The 17,032-nt window shown below is 57.5% G+C and carries 17 protein-coding genes and 1 tRNA gene; 11 read left to right on the top strand and 7 right to left on the bottom strand.

Annotation, left to right across the window (positions count from 1 at the left end):
- Positions 1-147: 147 nt before the first annotated feature.
- A complete protein-coding gene (gene norR, locus ABLU78_RS12755; RefSeq protein ID WP_015370042.1) occupies positions 148-1,698 on the top strand; it encodes a nitric oxide reductase transcriptional regulator NorR in 1,551 nt (516 codons plus the stop codon).
- On the opposite strand, the gene gutQ is transcribed toward norR, so the two are convergent.
- From gutQ to ABLU78_RS12720, 7 genes are all read right to left on the bottom strand, one after another.
- A complete protein-coding gene (gutQ, locus tag ABLU78_RS12750) occupies positions 1,661-2,626 on the bottom strand; it encodes an arabinose-5-phosphate isomerase GutQ (RefSeq protein WP_048229355.1) in 966 nt (321 codons plus the stop codon). The two genes, norR and gutQ, sit on opposite strands and share 38 nt — an antisense overlap.
- Positions 2,619-3,392, bottom strand: coding sequence for a DNA-binding transcriptional repressor (locus tag ABLU78_RS12745; RefSeq protein WP_032708956.1), 774 nt, complete (start codon positions 3,390-3,392; stop codon positions 2,619-2,621). The genes gutQ and ABLU78_RS12745 overlap by 8 nt, the downstream gene beginning before the upstream one ends.
- Before the next feature lie 67 nt (positions 3,393-3,459).
- Entirely contained in the window at positions 3,460-3,819 is a 360-nt protein-coding gene (gene gutM / locus ABLU78_RS12740; RefSeq protein ID WP_015703248.1) for a transcriptional regulator GutM, read from the bottom strand.
- A 124-nt stretch (positions 3,820-3,943) separates the two neighbouring features.
- Positions 3,944-4,723: a sorbitol-6-phosphate dehydrogenase gene (gene srlD / locus ABLU78_RS12735; RefSeq protein WP_008806161.1), complete on the bottom strand. Its 780-nt coding sequence runs from the start codon at positions 4,721-4,723 to the stop codon at positions 3,944-3,946.
- A 12-nt stretch (positions 4,724-4,735) separates the two neighbouring features.
- The gene (gene srlB, locus ABLU78_RS12730; RefSeq protein WP_015703247.1) at positions 4,736-5,098 is read right to left on the bottom strand and encodes a PTS glucitol/sorbitol transporter subunit IIA; all 363 of its coding nucleotides are present in this window, start codon (positions 5,096-5,098) and stop codon (positions 4,736-4,738) included.
- Between the two features lie 13 nt (positions 5,099-5,111).
- Positions 5,112-6,083 carry a PTS glucitol/sorbitol transporter subunit IIB gene (locus tag ABLU78_RS12725; RefSeq protein WP_015370047.1) on the bottom strand — a complete coding sequence of 324 codons (972 nt, stop codon included), beginning with the start codon at positions 6,081-6,083 and terminating at the stop codon, positions 5,112-5,114.
- On the bottom strand, positions 6,080-6,643 hold the full coding sequence (locus tag ABLU78_RS12720) for a PTS glucitol/sorbitol transporter subunit IIC (protein WP_015370048.1): 564 nt from the start codon (positions 6,641-6,643) through the stop codon (positions 6,080-6,082). Before ABLU78_RS12720 ends, ABLU78_RS12725 begins: the two co-directional genes overlap by 4 nt.
- Before the next feature lie 276 nt (positions 6,644-6,919).
- Here ABLU78_RS12720 and mltB point away from each other — a divergent pair, with 276 nt between their 5' ends.
- The 10 genes from mltB (at position 6,920) to ABLU78_RS12670 (ending at position 16,974) form a co-directional block, all read left to right on the top strand.
- Positions 6,920-7,999 carry a lytic murein transglycosylase B gene (gene mltB / locus ABLU78_RS12715; protein WP_020078114.1) on the top strand — a complete coding sequence of 360 codons (1,080 nt, stop codon included), beginning with the start codon at positions 6,920-6,922 and terminating at the stop codon, positions 7,997-7,999.
- A 305-nt stretch (positions 8,000-8,304) separates the two neighbouring features.
- Complete coding sequence (locus ABLU78_RS12710) at positions 8,305-9,015, top strand: ATP-binding cassette domain-containing protein (protein ID WP_072049887.1); 711 nt, start codon at positions 8,305-8,307, stop codon at positions 9,013-9,015.
- Positions 9,012-9,875: a metal ABC transporter permease gene (locus ABLU78_RS12705; protein ID WP_048229353.1), complete on the top strand. Its 864-nt coding sequence runs from the start codon at positions 9,012-9,014 to the stop codon at positions 9,873-9,875. The genes ABLU78_RS12710 and ABLU78_RS12705 overlap by 4 nt, the downstream gene beginning before the upstream one ends.
- 7 nt (positions 9,876-9,882) lie before the next feature.
- Positions 9,883-10,761, top strand: a complete 879-nt coding sequence (locus ABLU78_RS12700; RefSeq protein WP_015703242.1) for a metal ABC transporter substrate-binding protein — start codon at positions 9,883-9,885, stop codon at positions 10,759-10,761.
- Between the two features lie 138 nt (positions 10,762-10,899).
- Complete coding sequence (pncC, locus tag ABLU78_RS12695) at positions 10,900-11,397, top strand: nicotinamide-nucleotide amidase (protein WP_020078118.1); 498 nt, start codon at positions 10,900-10,902, stop codon at positions 11,395-11,397.
- A gap of 89 nt (positions 11,398-11,486) precedes the next feature.
- Positions 11,487-12,545, top strand: a complete 1,059-nt coding sequence (gene recA, locus ABLU78_RS12690; protein ID WP_015370055.1) for a recombinase RecA — start codon at positions 11,487-11,489, stop codon at positions 12,543-12,545.
- Between the two features lie 70 nt (positions 12,546-12,615).
- Positions 12,616-13,116: a recombination regulator RecX gene (gene recX / locus ABLU78_RS12685; RefSeq protein WP_042894995.1), complete on the top strand. Its 501-nt coding sequence runs from the start codon at positions 12,616-12,618 to the stop codon at positions 13,114-13,116.
- Between the two features lie 251 nt (positions 13,117-13,367).
- Positions 13,368-15,995 (top strand): alanine--tRNA ligase, encoded by a 2,628-nt coding sequence (gene alaS, locus ABLU78_RS12680; RefSeq protein WP_015703239.1) that lies wholly within the window; start codon positions 13,368-13,370, stop codon positions 15,993-15,995.
- 363 nt (positions 15,996-16,358) lie between these two features.
- Complete coding sequence (csrA, locus tag ABLU78_RS12675) at positions 16,359-16,544, top strand: carbon storage regulator CsrA (protein WP_000906486.1); 186 nt, start codon at positions 16,359-16,361, stop codon at positions 16,542-16,544.
- Between the two features lie 337 nt (positions 16,545-16,881).
- Positions 16,882-16,974: transfer RNA gene (locus tag ABLU78_RS12670), tRNA-Ser, on the top strand.
- Positions 16,975-17,032: the final 58 nt, after the last annotated feature.

Genomic DNA, 17,032 nt, shown 5'->3' with positions numbered 1-17,032 from the left:
TGGCTTATATCAAGTTGCGTGCCAACTTTTTAACTAATTGATAATTATCTATTTTTAATTTTTTCTGATTTTAGTTGCTGTCAAAATGACAATGATTAAAATAGTCGTTATGACAATGTGTATTGTCAAAATGACAATGGAGCGGCAATGAGTTTTTCCGTCGACGAGTTGGCGAGAATCGCCATTGATTTACAAAGCGATATCGGTCATGCCGACCGTTTTTCGCGCCTGATTACTACCCTGCGGCAGATCCTCGGCTGCGATGCCTCGGCACTGCTGCGCTATGAGGCGCATCAGTTTGTGCCGCTGGCGATCGATGGCCTGGCGCAGGATGTGCTTGGTCGGCGCTTTGCCCTGGAAGGACACCCGCGGCTTGAGGCGATTGCGCGTGCCGGGGATGTGGTGCGCTTCCCGGCGGATAGCGATCTGCCTGACCCCTACGACGGGCTGATCCCCGGTCATGAGAGTCTGAAGGTTCACGCCTGCGTTGGCCTGCCGCTGTTCGCCGGGCAGACGCTGATTGGCGCGCTGACCCTTGACGGCATGGATGCCGACCGTTTCGATAGCTTTAGCGATGAAGAGCTGCGGCTAATTGCCGCGCTGGTGGCTGGCGCCTTGAATAACGCGCTGCTCATCGCCCGCCTTGAGGCGCAAAATGTGTTGCCGGTGCAACCGGTGAATGACGCGCAGCCTGAGCGTCAGGAGATTATCGGCCTGTCGGCGCCCATGCTGCAGCTGAAAAAAGAGATCGATATCGTCGCCGCCTCGGATTTAAACGTGCTGATAAGCGGCGAAACCGGCACCGGTAAAGAGCTGGTGGCGAAGGCGGTGCACCAGGGATCGCCGCGAGCCGCCAATCCGCTGGTCTATCTCAACTGCGCGGCGCTGCCGGAAAGCGTGGCGGAGAGCGAGCTGTTCGGCCATGTGAAAGGGGCATTTACCGGGGCTATCAGCAACCGCAGCGGTAAATTTGAGATGGCTGATAACGGCACCCTGTTCCTTGATGAAATCGGCGAACTGTCGCTGGCGTTGCAGGCGAAGCTGCTGCGCGTGTTGCAGTATGGCGATATTCAGCGCGTCGGCGATGACCGCAGCCTGCGGGTCGATGTGCGGGTGCTGGCGGCGACGAACCGCGATCTGCGCCAGGAGGTGGTGGAAGGGCGCTTTCGCGCCGATCTGTATCATCGGCTGAGCGTCTTCCCGCTGTCGGTTCCGGCGCTACGCGAACGGGAGAACGATGTGGTGCTGCTGGCGGGCTATTTCTGTGAGCAGTGCCGCCTGCGGATGGGGCTGGCGCGGGTCATTTTGGCTGAGGCGGCGCGAAACAGGCTGCAGCAGTGGTCCTGGCCGGGCAACGTGCGCGAACTGGAGCATGCTATTCACCGGGCGGTGGTGCTGGCGCGGGCCACCCAGGCCGGTGATGAAGTGGTACTGGAGCCGCAGCATTTCCAGTTTGCGGTGACGGCGCCGATGTTGCCGACTGAGACGGCGGCAGCGGCGCCGGCGACGGAAAACGTCAATTTGCGCGAGGCGACTGACTCTTTTCAGCGAGAAGCGATTAGCCGCGCCCTGGAGGCGAACCAGCGCAACTGGGCGGCGACCGCCCGTGCGCTGGAGCTGGACGTCGCCAACCTGCATCGGCTGGCGAAACGACTGGGGCTTAAAGGATCCCTGCCTGGTAAAAGTTCTGCAGGTTGATGGCGCCGACCAGTTGGCCGTTTTCATCCACGACCGGCGCGGCGCTGATTTTGTGTTTCATCAGCCGCTCTTTGGCTTCCGCCGCGCGGCTTTCCGCTTGCAGCGTTACGCCGTTGCGGGTCATCGCCCGAGTGACGCTATCGTTGAGCGTACCGCCAGCAACCAGCCAGCGGCGCAGGTCGCCGTCGGTGAAAACGCCCTGCACGCGGTTGGCTTCATCGCAGACCGCCACCAGGCCGAGCCCGGTTCGGCTTAGTTCAAGCATGGCGTCCATGACGTTGGCCTCGGCATTGACCCGCGGCACTTCTTCGTCGCGGCGCATCAGGTGATGCACTTTGTTCAGCAGACGCGCGCCGAGGGCGCCCGCCGGGTGGGAACGGGCGAAATCTTCTTCATTGAAACCGCGCGCCTGCATCACCGCCATCGCCAGCGCGTCGCCCAGCATCAGCGTGTTGACGGTGCTGGAGGTCGGCGCCAGATGCATCGGGCAGGCTTCGCGCTCCACGGCGATATCCAGCACCGCTTTCGCCGCCAGCGCCAGCGGCGAGGTGGATTTGCCGGTCATCGCCAGCAGCGGAATGGATTTCTCTTCCAGCCGCGGCACGATGAGATCCAGCTCTTTCGCGCTACCGGAGTAGGAGATAAACAGCATCACGTCGCGGCTATCGAGCATACCGAGATCGCCGTGCAGGGCTTCCGCCGGATGGACGAAAAAGGCCGGGGTGCCGGTGCTGGCGAAGGTTGCCGCCAGCTTTTTACCGATGTGGCCGGATTTACCGATACCGGAGACAATCAGTTTGCCCTCGCAGTGGATAATGGTTTCCGCCGCGCGGATGAAGTCGTCGCCCAGGCGTTCCGGCAGGCGGCTCGCCTCCTGCAGCTCAAGCATCAGGGTCTGGCGTCCGGCCTCTAACAAAAAGTTACTCATGATGTTCTCCAGTAATAATGACTTCAATACCTTTGGCTTCCAGCGCCCGCTGGAATTCAGGGTCAATATCGGCATCGGTAATCAATTTATCCACGCGTTCAAGACCGCAGACAATGTTGGGACTTTTACGGCCAAACTTGGATGAGTCGGCCATCAGGATCACTTCGCGGGCGGCGTTGCACATCGCCTTACTTACGGTATAGACCTCGTTAAAGGTGGTGACGCCCGCGACCAGATCAATGCCGTCGGTGCCCATAAACAGCTTGTCGAAGCTGAATTGTTCGAAGGCGTTTTCCGCCAGTTGGCCGTGAAAAGAGGCCGATTTTTTACGGAAGGTGCCGCCCGGCATCAGGATGGTCTGCTCGTTATCGAGCTCGGAAAGCGCGTTGACGATATGCAGGCTGTTGGTCATCACCGTGATGTTATTGAAGCGGCTCAGCAACGGCACCATCTGCAGCACGGTGCTGCCGGCGTCGAGGATAATTGAATCGCCATCGTGGATGTATCGCACGGCGGCCTCGGCAATCTGCGCTTTCTTATGGGTGTTGATCAGCGTCTTGTGGTCGATAGGCGGGTCGGCCTCGTCTTTATTTAACACTACGCCGCCGTAGGTGCGGATGACGGTCCCGGCATTCTCCAGAATCACCAGATCCTTGCGGATAGTGGTGCCGGTGGTGTCGAAGTGTTGCGCCAGCTCTTCGACCGAGCATTTGCCCTGCGATTGCAGGTACTCGAGAATGGCTGCCTGGCGCTGACGTGGTTTCATAGGCGTTGTATCCTGCGTTTAAGTTTCGAAGTGATAATTTCGCAAGATATTAACTTTCACAACGAAATTATGCATGTTTCGGATTAAGCGCTAATGATAGTGCATTCTGACAGAGCGGATCATTGGGAAAGATCACATCAGGCTGCAATTCCTCGAGATGTTTACCGCTAAGCGTGGGGATTTTTTGCGGACTGGCGAAGACGGTGAGTCCCTTCATCAACAGCGTATCGCAAATACGATCGTTTTCATCGACGGCGATAGCGACAATCGCGCGCGGTTTAAAGCGCCCGGAGGAGCGGCCGACGCCGACGCGGCCCTGCTGGCAAAGGCTATCAAAGGCGCGATTGAAGCGGCGGATCTGCCAGCCGCCGAACGCCAGTTGGCAAAGCCAGGCAATAGCGGCGACGGTAATGAGTGCGGTAACCATAATGTCTCCTGAAGGTGTGATGCCGGGTACAACCCGGGTACCGTTTTTTGTCGGGTGGCGGCTAACGCCTTACCCGACCTACAGTTTTGTTGCCCGGATAAGCGCAGCGCCATCCGGGAACCTTTTAAAACATCACCTGGCCGCCGGTGACGTTAATCGACTGCCCGGTGCAGTACGATGCCTGCGGGCTGGCGTAGAACATCAACACGTTCAGCACATCCTGGTAATCGCAGCCGCGTTTCAACGGCACCTTATCGATGTAGTACTGCTCGACTTCGCTCTCATCAATGCCGAGCTTGGTGGCGTACTGCGGCAGCAGCGACTGGAACATCGGTGATTTCAACAGATTGCCGAGCATCAGCGAATGCACGGTAATGCCGTATTCCGCCAGATCCAGCGCCAGCGACTGGGTCAGCCCGACGCCGCCGAACTTCGCCGCGCTATAGCCTGAGTTATGCTTACTGCCGACTTTGCCGGATTTCGAGTTGATCTGAATGATGCGACCTTTAATGCCATCGCGGATCATCAGCCGTGAGAACTCGCGGGCGCAGAGGAAATAGCCCACCAGGTTGACCTGCAGTGAGCGGTCAAAATCGCCCAGCGCGAAGTCGCTAATAAAGGCGGCCTTAGCGATACCGGCGCTGTAGACCAGGAGATCGACGCGCGTGAAAATCTCATCCACGCCGTGAGCCAGCGCCGTGACGCTGGCTTCGCTGGTGGCGTCGGCGCCGAAGCCGTATGCCGTACCTTCGCCATATTCAGCGTTGATCTCCTGGGCGACGCGGCTGGCTTTTTCACTTTGGATATCGACCACCGCCACGCGGTAGCCCTCGGCGGCTAGACCGCGGCACAGAAACTCTCCTAAGGTTTGTCCGCCACCAATGACAACAGCAACCTGATTCATCTTTCTCTCCTTCTAAGCAACAAATTTCAGTACACAGCCGGTCGCGATGGCGTCCGGTACCGGGCCCGCGACGTGAACGGTTCCGGGAAACTCCGCCTGACGATGGCCGTCAAAGCGCAGGGTGATGTGGCCCAGCTCGCGCAGGTTTTGCTCGGCGACCTCGCCGACGGCGGTCACCGGATAATGCCGATCGCCGAGCTGTAGCTCTGCGCCCGGGCGCAGCTCGCCGCACAGCTCGCCGTGGTTGTGAATAAAGCAATACTCTTCGATATCCGCCGGGGCGCCCTCGCGGAAGGTAATGAGCATCTGTTCTTCCAGCGCCGTCGCCGCGCTGGCGCCGATACGGGTAATAGTGGTGTGGTAAATGACGGTCATCTTCAGGAACCTCTTATTGGTAAATAAATCCGGAAACGAACCACGCGATCAGCACGGTTGGCGCGCCGGTGAGAAAGCGGCTGACCAGCACCGACGGCACGCCGACGCGTACGGTATCCTGACGGGCTTCGGCCAGCGACAGGCCTACCGGGATAAAATCGCAGGCGGCCTGGGCATTAATGGCAAACAGCGCGGGTAGGGCGAGATGCGGTGGAATGTTGCCAAGGCCGATCTGGACGCCAATCAGCACGCCGATCACCTGGGCTATCACCGCACCGGGGCCGAGAAACGGCGATAACAACGGGAAGGAGCAGATCAGCGCCAGCGTCACCAGCCCCAGCGGATGGCTGGCGAGCGGCGCCAGGCCGTGGGCAATCCAGTCGCCGATGCCGGAGGCCATGATGATGCCGATCAGCGCCGAGACGAAGGCCATAAACGGCAGAATGGTTTTCAGCACCGTATCAATGGTGTCACGCCCGGCCTGGAACAGTACCGCAACCACCGATCCCATCCCCATCCCGACCTTAGCCAGCAGGCCGTCGCTCTGTTCGGTAATCTTCTTGCTGGCATCGTAATCGCGGCCCGCGGCGGGGAGTGGGTGCACTGCCGTCTCGCCGCTATCTTCCAGCAGTTTGATGTTCTCTTCTTTGACTCCGGAGACGTAAATATCTTCGACGATATACTGCGCCAGCGGCCCGGATTTACCGGTGGCGTGGATGTTGATGGTCGGAATACGGCGCTTCGGGTAGAGGCCGCAACGCAGGGTGCCGCCGCAGTCAATAATGGCGAGGCCAATTTCGCTTTCCGCCGGTTCACCTTCTTTAAATCCATCAACCGCCTGCCAGCCGGTCAGGCTGGCGAGCGTATCGACGATCGCCGGGCGGGTGCCTGCGGTGATATAGACAATCTTTTTGTCCTCAACAACGTCGAGTTCAAGCGGGCCGCCCCAACCGCCGGTCCCTTTTTCAATACGAATACGGCTCATGATGTCGCTCCTGACAGACGCACTTTCTGGTCAAGTTGAATCGCCATTTTTCTCTCGAAAATAGAGGTGGTCAGGTCGGTGACCCAGCCGCGGAAGAAGTTGGTTACCAGGCCAACCAGCAGGTAGCTCACCGCCAGCGGGCCAAGCGGCAGGCCTAGCGTGGTGAGGCCGTTGGCGATGCCGAGATAAACAAACAGCTCGCCGGGGTTGATGTGCGGAAACAGCCCGTTCATCGAATGACAGCTATAGGAGGCCGCCGCGTAGTAGCTCGGTTTGTATTTCTCCGGCATAAAGCGGCCAAGGCTTAAGGTCATGGGATTGCAGAAGACAAAGGTGCCGATGCAGGGCAGCAGCAGGTAACGGGTAAGCGGGTTGCCGGCGCAGCGCTGCGCCAGCTTTTCGATCCGCTGCTGGCCGATAAAGTTGATCAGCGCGTTCATGATCACCAGCAGGCTTATCAGCAGCGGCAGGATACCGGTCACCATACCGGTAAACACCTCGCCGCCTTTCTGAAACAGGCCGATGAACCACTCAGCGCCGTGGGTAACGATTTCAATCATTGTTCTCTCCTTCAGCGTGTTATTTTTCTTGCTAACTGGAGGCTGATTTTAATCACTTTGAAAGGTTTAAAAGTGTTAAATTGATCGCAAAATGAAAGATAAATATTTTATTTTGAAAGTTTGTTCGCGATGAGTGAAAAAATTAACGTGCGGATCGAACTCGGAGAACGTGCAAAAAAAGGACTATTTTGTCTGCAAATGTATTGCCGCTTCCTTGTTGGCGGGCGCATGCTTTACCATAATTACCCTTTGCCGATTTTGTTAAATGGAATTCCCATGTTGAAGCGTCGCTATCTGGCTTTACTCCCTTTATGTGCACTTCTGGCTGCCTGCAGCAGCAAACCTAAGACCCCCGCGGAAGCGGAGATGGCGAGCGGAACCGGCGGCTTTTTGCTGGAACCGCAGCATAACGTGATGCAGATGGGCGGCGATTTCGCCAATAACCCAGCGGCGGCGCAGTTCATCGATAAGATGGTGGCGAAGCACGGCTTTGATAGACAGCAGCTCCAGGAGATCCTGTCGCAGGCTAAGCGCCTGGACTACGTGCTGCGACTGATGGATCGCCAGGCGCCGAGCGGGCTGCCGCCGACCGGGCCAAACGGCGCCTGGTTACGCTATAAGAAACAGTTTATTACGCCGGATAACGTGCAGAACGGCGTGGTGTTCTGGAACCAGTATCAGGACGCGCTGAACCGCGCATATCAGGTCTACGGCGTACCGCCGGAAATCATCGTCGGCATTATCGGCGTGGAAACCCGTTGGGGCCGGGTGATGGGCAAAACCCGCATCCTCGATGCGCTGGCGACGCTGTCGTTTAACTATCCGCGCCGCGCTGAATACTTCTCCTCTGAGCTGGAAACCTTCCTGCTGATGGCGCGCAGCGAAAGCGATGACCCGCTGGATCTGAAAGGCTCCTTTGCCGGCGCGATGGGCTACGGCCAGTTTATGCCGTCGTCGTATAAGCAATACGCGGTGGACTTCAACGGCGACGGTCATATCAACCTGTGGGATCCGGTTGATGCCATCGGCAGCGTGGCGAACTACTTTAAACAGCACGGTTGGGTGAGCGGCGATACCGTCGCGGTGCAGGCGCTGGGCCAGGCGCCGGGTCTGGATAACGGCTTTAAAACCAAATACAGCGTTTCACAGCTGTCGGCGGCGGGATTAACCCCAACGCAGCCGCTTGGCAACCATCAGCAGGCCAGTCTGCTGCGGCTGGATATCGGCACCGGGTACCAGTACTGGTATGGTCTGCCGAACTTCTACACTATCACCCGATATAACCACAGCACCCACTACGCGATGGCTGTCTGGCAGCTGGGGCTGGCGGTTTCGCAGGCCCGCGGCGGGTATTGATCCTTTCATCCAGCCGACATATTTCGAGTTCCCCGGATGGCGGCGCGTAGCGCCTTATCCGGGCTACGGTCTGGTATCCGGTTGGTAGCCCCGGGACGCCGCGCTTATCCATCCGTTTTTTCCCTTCTGCATGCCTTTTGTTGACCTTTGTTACATTTCCTCTTGCTGACGCAGATTTACATTCTTTTCTGAATCCCATACTGTTATGTTATAACATTTTATTGGGGCGGGAATATGTTCACATCGGTTTTTATGGCATCCGGCGCGGCGCGCGTGGCAATCGCCTGCGGACTGCTGGCGGCGCTATGGCTGGCCACATGGTGGGCGGTGGCGCTGCCATGATTGAGTTGGATCATCTGGTTGCCGGGTATGAAGGCATGGCAATCACTCCGGCGATGAGCGGCGTGATTGCGGCGGGAAGCCTGACGGCGATTGTCGGGCTTAATGGCTGCGGTAAATCGACGCTGCTGAAAACGCTGGCTGGATTTATTCCGCCGGTTAGCGGCCGGCTGAACTGGCGCAAAGGGCGGCCCGTGGTTGGCTGGCTGGCGCAGCGCCATGCCCTGGAATCACAGTTTCCGCTGCTGGTGCGCGATGTCGTCAGTCAGGGGGCCTGGCCGCGGGTCTCGCTGCTGCGCGGTCTGGGCGGCGGCGAGCGTCGGCGCATCGCCGCGGCGCTTGAGCGGGTGGGGATCAGCGCGCTGACTAATACGCCAATTGAAGAGCTCTCGGGCGGCCAGTTCCAGCGTATGCTCTTTGCTAGGGTGATGGTGCAACAGGCGCCGCTGGTGATGTTGGACGAGCCGTTTACCGGCGTCGATGAGGCCACCAGCCGCGAGCTGATGGCGCTTATCGTCGATATGCACCGCCAGGGGCAAACGATACTGGCGGTGCTGCACGATAACCAGTGCGTGGCCGATTTCTTTCCCGAGACGCTGCTGCTTGAACCCCAGCACGCGCGCTGGGGCGAGACGTCAAGCGTGCTTCCCGCCTTCAACACCGCGAGGCAGGCATGATCTGGCATACCTTTTTTCAACCTTTTATTGAATTTGGCTTTATGCGCCGGGCGCTGGTGGTGTGCTTCGCGCTGTCGCTGAGCACCACCATGTTAGGCGTGCTATTGCTGCTGCGACGGATGAGCCTGATGGGCGATGCGCTGTCGCACGCCATTCTGCCAGGAGTGGCGGCGGGTTATCTCCTTAACGGCATGTCGCTGCTGGCGATGAGCGTTGGCGGATTTATCGCCGGGATCGCGGTGGCGCTGGTGGCGGGGTGGGTCAGCCGGCGAACGCCGCTGAAAGAGGACGCCAGTTTTGCCGGGTTTTACCTCGGCTCGCTGGCCCTTGGCGTCACGCTGGTCTCGCTGCGCGGCTCCAGCGTCGATCTGCTGCACCTGCTGTTCGGTTCGATTCTGGCGGTGGATAGCGACGCGGCGTTCTTTGTCACCGGCGTGGCGAGCCTGACGCTGCTGTGCATTGCGCTGTTTTATCGCGGGCTGGTCAGCGAGGCGTTCGATAGCGCCTGGCTACAGGTCAACGCGTGGCGGCTACCGGCGCTGCTGCACGGCCTGTTTCTCGCGCTATTGGTACTGAATCTGGTGGCGGGGTTCCAGGTGCTCGGCACGCTAATGGCGGTAGGGCTGATGATGTTGCCCGCGGTAGCGGCGCGCTGCTGGGCACGAACGCTGCCGGGCATTTTGTTGCTGGCGGCGGCGATCGGCGCATTTTGCGCCTGGATGGGATTGAGCCTTTCGTGGGCAGTGAATTTACCCGCCGGGCCCGCCATCGTGCTGACCGCCAGCGTACTGTTTTTTATTTCAGTGTTTTTTGGCACGCGCAGCCGGCTGGTCGTTGGCTGGCGCAAATTAATGGGGTAAGGAAATGATGAAACGAAGTGCAGTGGTGATGGCGTTAGCCGTGGGGCTGATGGCGCAGGGGGCGATAGCAAAAACGCTGAACGTGGTAAGCAGTTTTTCGGTGCTGGGCGATATGGTGCAGCAGGTCGGCGGCGAGCATGTTCATGTCGATACGCTGGTAGGGCCGGATGGCGATCCGCACACCTTTGAACCTTCACCGAAGGATAGCGCGCTGCTCAGCAAAGCCGACGTGGTGGTGGTCAACGGGCTTGGTCTGGAAGGGTGGCTGGATCGGCTGGTGAAAGCGTCCGGTTTTAAGGGCGAATTAGTGGTGGCGTCAAAAGGGGTTAAGACGCATACCCTCGATGAAGACGGTAAAACGGTGACCGATCCGCACGCCTGGAATAGCGCCGCTAATGGCGCGTTGTACGCGCAGAATATCCTTGATGGCCTGGTGAAAGCCGACCCGCAGGATAAAGCGGCGCTCCAGAGCCGCGGTAAGCGTTATATCGAGCAGCTGACGGCAATTGACGGCTGGGCGAAGGCGCAGTTTAGCGCCATCCCGCAGGTGAAGCGTAAAGTGCTGACCAGCCATGATGCTTTCGGCTATTTTGGCCGCGCTTACCACGTGACGTTCCTTGCGCCGCAGGGACTCTCATCCGAGAGCGAAGCTAGCGCGGCGCAGGTGGCGGCGTTGATTAAGCAAATCAAAGCCGATGGCGTGCATACCTGGTTTATGGAGAACCAGCTGGACCCGCGTCTGGTGCAGCAAATCGCTGGCGCGACGGGGGCGCAACCGGGCGGCGAACTCTATCCGGAAGCGCTGTCTAAGCCGGGCGGCGTGGCCGATAGCTACGTTAAAATGCTGCGCCATAACGTCGAGCTCATCGTCAATAGTATGAAGTAACGGGTTGTCTGGTCGTCCTGGTTGCAGCGGGACGGCCCATTTTTGGATCCCCCCTCGTAAAATCACCAGCTCGTCCCCATATCTCTGCCGAAAGTGCTATCTTTGATGGCCTCTTTATCTGGCTTAAGCGGGGCGAAAATGACCGATTCAGAATTAATGCAGCTAAGCGAACAGGTTGGGCTGGCGCTGAAAGCGCAGGGCGCGACGGTGACCACCGCGGAGTCCTGCACCGGCGGCTGGATAGCCAAAGCGCTGACCGATATTGCCGGTAGCTCAGCGTGGTTTGAGCGCGGTTTCGTGACCTATAGCAACGAAGCCAAATCGCAGATGATTGGCGTGAGCGAAGTGACGTTACTGGATAACGGCGCGGTGAGCGAACCGGTGGTTGTCGAGATGGCAATTGGTGCGCTACGCGCGGCGCGCGCCACCTATGCGGTATCGGTCAGCGGTATCGCCGGCCCGGACGGCGGCAGCGCGGAGAAGCCCGTCGGCACCGTGTGGTTCGGCGTCGCCTGTGCGAACGGGCAGGGCGTGACCCGCCGCGAATGCTTTGCCGGAGACCGCGAAGCGGTGCGTCGTCAGGCGACGGCCTATGCGTTAAATCTGCTCTGGCAACAATTTCTACAAAATACTTGATACTGTATGACCATACAGTATAATTGCCTCAACTGAACAAATATTAACGGCGAAGCGAACGCGCTTCACCTCGCATGACAGGAGTAACAATGGCGATCGACGAAAACAAACAGAAAGCGTTGGCGGCAGCACTGGGCCAGATCGAAAAGCAATTCGGTAAAGGCTCCATCATGCGCCTGGGTGAAGACCGTTCCATGGACGTGGAAACCATCTCCACCGGTTCGCTTTCTCTGGATATCGCGCTCGGCGCAGGCGGTCTGCCAATGGGCCGTATCGTTGAGATCTACGGGCCGGAATCATCGGGTAAAACTACCCTGACGCTGCAGGTTATCGCCGCAGCGCAGCGTGAAGGCAAAACCTGTGCGTTCATCGATGCCGAACACGCGCTGGATCCGGTATATGCCCGCAAGCTGGGCGTTGATATCGACAACCTGCTGTGCTCCCAGCCGGATACCGGCGAGCAGGCGCTGGAAATCTGTGACGCGCTGGCGCGTTCCGGCGCGGTAGACGTTATCGTCGTCGACTCCGTGGCGGCGCTGACGCCGAAGGCGGAAATCGAAGGCGAAATCGGCGACTCTCACATGGGCCTCGCGGCGCGTATGATGAGCCAGGCGATGCGTAAACTGGCTGGTAACCTGAAGCAGTCCAACACGCTGCTGATCTTCATCAACCAGATCCGTATGAAAATCGGCGTGATGTTCGGTAACCCGGAAACCACCACCGGTGGTAACGCGCTGAAGTTCTACGCTTCCGTGCGTCTGGACATTCGCCGCATCGGCGCGGTGAAAGAGGGCGACAACGTTGTCGGCAGCGAAACCCGCGTGAAAGTGGTGAAAAACAAAATCGCCGCGCCGTTCAAACAGGCTGAATTCCAGATCCTCTACGGTGAAGGCATCAACTTCTTCGGCGAGCTGGTTGACCTCGGCGTGAAAGAGAAGCTGATTGAAAAAGCGGGCGCCTGGTATAGCTACAACGGCGACAAAATCGGTCAGGGTAAAGCGAACGCAATCTCCTGGCTGAAAGATAACCCGGCGGCGGCGAAAGAAATTGAGAAGAAAGTTCGCGAACTGTTGCTCAACAACCAGGACTCCACGCCGGACTTCGCGGTTGACGGCAACGACGCAGAAGAAACCGAACAAGATTTCTGATATCGTCTAAAAGAGTGACAAAGGGCTGCTGATGCGGCCCTTTTGCTTTTCTTAGATTATCGAGGTGCCTGTGACTGAGACTTCACCACGCCGCTCCGGCTATGCGCGTCTGTTGGATCGCGCAATTCGTATTCTGGCGATGCGCGATCATAGCGAACAGGAGCTGCGGCGTAAGCTGGCGGCGCCGGTAATGAGTAAAAACGGCCCTGAAAAACTGGACATCACGCCGGAAGAGCTCGAACAGGTGGTCGGCTGGTGCCTGGAAAACCGCTATCTTGATGACCAGCGTTTTGTTCGCCAGTTTATTGCCAGCCGGAGCCGCAAGGGCTACGGGCCGGCACGTATCCGCCAGGAGTTGAATCAAAAGGGCATTGGCCGCAGCGACATCGAAAGCGCGATGCGCGAGTGTGAAATCGACTGGGCGGCGCTGGCGAAAGAGCAGGCGCAGCGTAAATACGGCGAACCGTTACCTACCGCCTTTACTGAAAAAGTTAAAATCCAGCGATTTTTGCTGTACCGCGGCTATCTGATGGAAGATATCCAGGAAATCTGGCGAAATTTTGCAGATTGACCCATCGGGGATTTTACTTCCCTCTAAAGAAAACTTATCTTATTCCCACTTTATTCCGTCGGGCCGCTGCTTGTGATTGCATAATCAGCGTCCAGGGCGATTATTCCTTATACACAAAATCATTCAAGCTGCATCACGGCGGCAAGAGAGAACAGCTTCTGGGGCGTACGTGAGTTCACTACCGGGAGAGGACGTTCCGCCAGGTCAGAGGCGACTTGAAGGATGAAGTGTAGCTTGATTTCAGGATAATTATGAGCAAGAGCACCGCTGAGATCCGTCAGGCGTTTCTCGACTTTTTCCATAGTAAGGGACATCAGGTAGTTGCCAGCAGCTCCCTGGTGCCGCACAACGATCCGACCCTGCTGTTTACCAACGCCGGGATGAACCAGTTCAAGGATGTCTTCCTTGGTCTCGACAAACGTAATTATTCGCGCGCGACCACCGCGCAGCGTTGCGTGCGTGCGGGCGGTAAACACAACGATCTGGAAAACGTCGGTTACACCGCGCGTCACCACACCTTCTTCGAAATGCTGGGCAACTTCAGCTTCGGCGATTACTTCAAGCAGGATGCCATCAAATACGCATGGGAACTGCTGACCGGTGAGAACTGGTTCGCCCTGCCGAAAGAAAAACTGTGGGTTACCGTTTACGAGACCGATGACGAAGCTTTCGACATCTGGGCCAATGAAGTGGGCGTTCCGCGCGAGCGTATTATCCGCATCGGCGACAACAAAGGCGCGCCGTTTGCTTCTGATAACTTCTGGCAGATGGGCGATACCGGTCCGTGCGGCCCATGCACCGAAATCTTCTTTGACCATGGCGACCACATCTGGGGCGGCCCTCCGGGAAGCCCGGAAGAAGATGGCGACCGTTACATTGAGATCTGGAACATCGTCTTCATGCAGTTCAACCGTCAGGCTGACGGTACTATGGAGCCGCTGCCGAAGCCGTCCGTTGATACCGGTATGGGGCTTGAGCGTATTGCCGCTGTTCTGCAGCACGTTAACTCCAACTATGACATCGACCTGTTCCGCAATCTGATTGCGAGCGTGGCGAAAGTCACCGGCGCGACCGATCTGACTAACAAGTCGCTGCGCGTTATCGCCGACCACATTCGTTCTTGCGCATTCCTGATTGCTGATGGCGTGATCCCGTCGAATGAAAACCGCGGCTACGTGCTGCGTCGTATCATTCGCCGCGCGATTCGTCACGGCAACATGCTGGGCGCGAAGGACACCTTCTTCTGGAAACTGGTTGCTCCGCTTATCGACGTGATGGGCGCCGCCGGTGAAGAGCTGAAACAGCAGCAGGCTCTGGTTGAGCAGGTGCTGAAAACCGAAGAAGAGCAGTTTGCGCGCACACTGGAGCGTGGACTGGCGCTGCTGGATGAGGAACTGTCGAAGCTTAAAGGCGACACGCTGGACGGCGAAACCGCCTTCCGTCTGTATGACACCTATGGCTTCCCGGTTGACCTGACTGCGGATGTCTGCCGCGAGCGCAACATCAAGGTTGACGAAGCAGGCTTTGAAGCCGCGATGGAAGAGCAGCGCCGCCGCGCACGTGAGTCCAGCGGTTTCGGCGCTGACTATAACGCGATGATTCGCGTTGACGGCGCATCGGAATTTAAAGGCTACGATCATCTGGAGCTGAACGGCAAAGTTACTGCGCTGTTCATCGACGGCAAAGCGGTTGATAGCGTCAGCGCGGGTCAGGATGCGGTTGTAGTCCTTGACCAGACGCCGTTCTATGCGGAATCCGGCGGTCAGGTAGGCGATAAAGGCGAACTGAAAGGCGCTGGCTTCTCCTTCGCGGTCAGCGATACGCAGAAGTACGGCCAGGCTATTGGTCATATCGGTAAAGTCGCCAGCGGTTCCCTGAAAGTGGGTGACGCGGTGCAGGCCGATGTCGATCAGGCTCGCCGTCAGCGTATCCGTCTCAACCACTCCGCGACGCACCTGATGCACGCGGCGCTGCGCCAGGTCCTCGGTACCCACGTGGCGCAGAAAGGCTCACTGGTTAACGATAAAGCGCTGCGTTTTGACTTCTCGCATTTTGAAGCGATGAAGCCGGAAGAGATTCGTGCGGTAGAAGATCTGGTCAACGCGCAGATCCGTCGTAACCTGGCTATCGAAACCAATATTATGGATATCGATGCCGCGCGTGAATCCGGCGCTATGGCGCTATTTGGCGAGAAATACGACGATCGCGTTCGCGTACTGCGGATGGGCGATTTCTCCACCGAGCTGTGCGGCGGTACTCACGCAGCGCGTACCGGTGATATTGGCCTGTTCCGTATTACCTCTGAATCCGGTACCGCCGCAGGCGTGCGCCGTATTGAAGCGGTGACCGGCGAAGGGGCGATTGCCAGCCTGCATGCGCAGAGCGATCAGCTCAGTGATATCGCGCAGCTGCTGAAGGGCGATAGCCACAGCATCGGCGATAAAGTTCGCGCGGCGCTTGAGCGTACCCGTCAGTTGGAAAAAGAGCTGCAGCAGCTGAAAGAGCAGGCTGCAGCGCAGGAGAGCGCTAATCTCTCCAGTAAAGCCGAAGAAATTAACGGCGTTAAGCTGCTGGTCAGCGAGCTGGCCGGCGTTGAGCCGAAAATGCTGCGTACCATGGTTGATGATCTGAAAAACCAGCTCGGTTCGACGGTCGTTGTATTAGCTACGGTAGCGGATGGTAAGGTTTCTCTGATTGCAGGTGTGTCTAAGGATGTGACAGACCGCGTGAAAGCAGGGGAGCTGGTTGGTATGGTCGCCCAGCAGGTGGGCGGTAAAGGGGGCGGTCGTCCGGATATGGCGCAAGCCGGCGGTACCGATGCGTCTGCTCTCCCTGCTGCGTTAGCCAGTGTGAAAGGCTGGGTCAGCGCAAAACTGTAATAACTATAAACGCATTTACCCTAAATAATTCGAGTTGCAGGAAGGCGGCGACGCAGCGAATCCCCAGGAGCTTACTCAAGTAAGTGACTGGGGTGAGCGAGGAAAGCCAACACACATGCAACTTGAAGTATGACGGGTATAGGTGCCGTAACCAGAGGATTACGGCACCTTGCGTCATAAGTACTGATAACGATAAAGTCGGGTTGAAGTTGTGTAGATCGGCTAAACTTAGGTTTAACAGAATGTGATGCCGTGACTGCTTACACCGCGAGGTGTTTGTCATCGCTTACTTTTTGGCGTTATATGATGGATAATGCCGGGATGCGAGAGACCCGACTCTTTTAATCTTTCAAGGAGCAAAGAATGCTGATTCTGACTCGTCGAGTTGGTGAGACCCTCATGATTGGAGATGAGGTCACTGTGACAGTTTTAGGGGTTAAGGGTAACCAGGTACGTATTGGTGTCAACGCCCCTAAAGAAGTCTCTGTACATCGTGAAGAAATCTACCAGCGTATCCAGGCTGAAAAATCCCAGCAGTCCAGTTACTAAGCTTTCCGCGCCTCGCTTTATTGTGAGGCGCATCCCTCCGGCGGTCGTTTTTCTCTTTTCTTCTCCTGTTTCTTCTCTCGCGACATCCTCTCTTTTGTTTTTATTCGCCGTACGTCATTTTTCGTTGTCGCTTTTGAATGGCCGTAAAGGGCTATTTCCTGTTGATAAAATACTCTTTTTGCCGTTTTTGCAGGCTAATTGCGCGTGAAGTGTGCAAACGGAAAAAGCTCTCGAAAAATTGTTTGACTTATAAGTCTCAGAAAGTAATATGTGCGCCATCGCAGCGACGAAGAGCAGAAACAAGTTCTTCGAAGCACTCGCAAGAGGCGTGTTGTGTGGTGAGGTGGCCGAGAGGCTGAAGGCGCTCCCCTGCTAAGGGAGTATGCGGTCAAAAGCTGCATCCGGGGTTCGAATCCCCGCCTCACCGCCATTTTGCATCCGTAGCTCAGCTGGATAGAGTACTCGGCTACGAACCGAGCGGTCGGAGG

Source organism: Klebsiella sp. JN_Kp122, assembly GCF_040062085.1.
Taxonomy (GTDB): Bacteria; Pseudomonadota; Gammaproteobacteria; order Enterobacterales; family Enterobacteriaceae; genus Klebsiella; species Klebsiella aerogenes.
The sequence above is the reverse complement of the archived record's forward strand: the minus strand, read 5'-3'. Positions and strand labels throughout refer to the sequence as shown.

Coding starts and splice junctions, on each gene's coding strand:
- norR (WP_015370042.1), top strand. CDS start 148: ATGAGTTTTTCCGTCGACGAGTTGGCGAGAATCGCCATTGATTTACAA.
- gutQ (WP_048229355.1), bottom strand. CDS start 2,626: ATGAGTAACTTTTTGTTAGAGGCCGGACGCCAGACCCTGATGCTTGAG.
- ABLU78_RS12745 (WP_032708956.1), bottom strand. CDS start 3,392: ATGAAACCACGTCAGCGCCAGGCAGCCATTCTCGAGTACCTGCAATCG.
- gutM (WP_015703248.1), bottom strand. CDS start 3,819: ATGGTTACCGCACTCATTACCGTCGCCGCTATTGCCTGGCTTTGCCAA.
- srlD (WP_008806161.1), bottom strand. CDS start 4,723: ATGAATCAGGTTGCTGTTGTCATTGGTGGCGGACAAACCTTAGGAGAG.
- srlB (WP_015703247.1), bottom strand. CDS start 5,098: ATGACCGTCATTTACCACACCACTATTACCCGTATCGGCGCCAGCGCG.
- ABLU78_RS12725 (WP_015370047.1), bottom strand. CDS start 6,083: ATGAGCCGTATTCGTATTGAAAAAGGGACCGGCGGTTGGGGCGGCCCG.
- ABLU78_RS12720 (WP_015370048.1), bottom strand. CDS start 6,643: ATGATTGAAATCGTTACCCACGGCGCTGAGTGGTTCATCGGCCTGTTT.
- mltB (WP_020078114.1), top strand. CDS start 6,920: ATGTTGAAGCGTCGCTATCTGGCTTTACTCCCTTTATGTGCACTTCTG.
- ABLU78_RS12710 (WP_072049887.1), top strand. CDS start 8,305: ATGGCTGGCCACATGGTGGGCGGTGGCGCTGCCATGATTGAGTTGGAT.
- ABLU78_RS12705 (WP_048229353.1), top strand. CDS start 9,012: ATGATCTGGCATACCTTTTTTCAACCTTTTATTGAATTTGGCTTTATG.
- ABLU78_RS12700 (WP_015703242.1), top strand. CDS start 9,883: ATGAAACGAAGTGCAGTGGTGATGGCGTTAGCCGTGGGGCTGATGGCG.
- pncC (WP_020078118.1), top strand. CDS start 10,900: ATGACCGATTCAGAATTAATGCAGCTAAGCGAACAGGTTGGGCTGGCG.
- recA (WP_015370055.1), top strand. CDS start 11,487: ATGGCGATCGACGAAAACAAACAGAAAGCGTTGGCGGCAGCACTGGGC.
- alaS (WP_015703239.1), top strand. CDS start 13,368: ATGAGCAAGAGCACCGCTGAGATCCGTCAGGCGTTTCTCGACTTTTTC.
- csrA (WP_000906486.1), top strand. CDS start 16,359: ATGCTGATTCTGACTCGTCGAGTTGGTGAGACCCTCATGATTGGAGAT.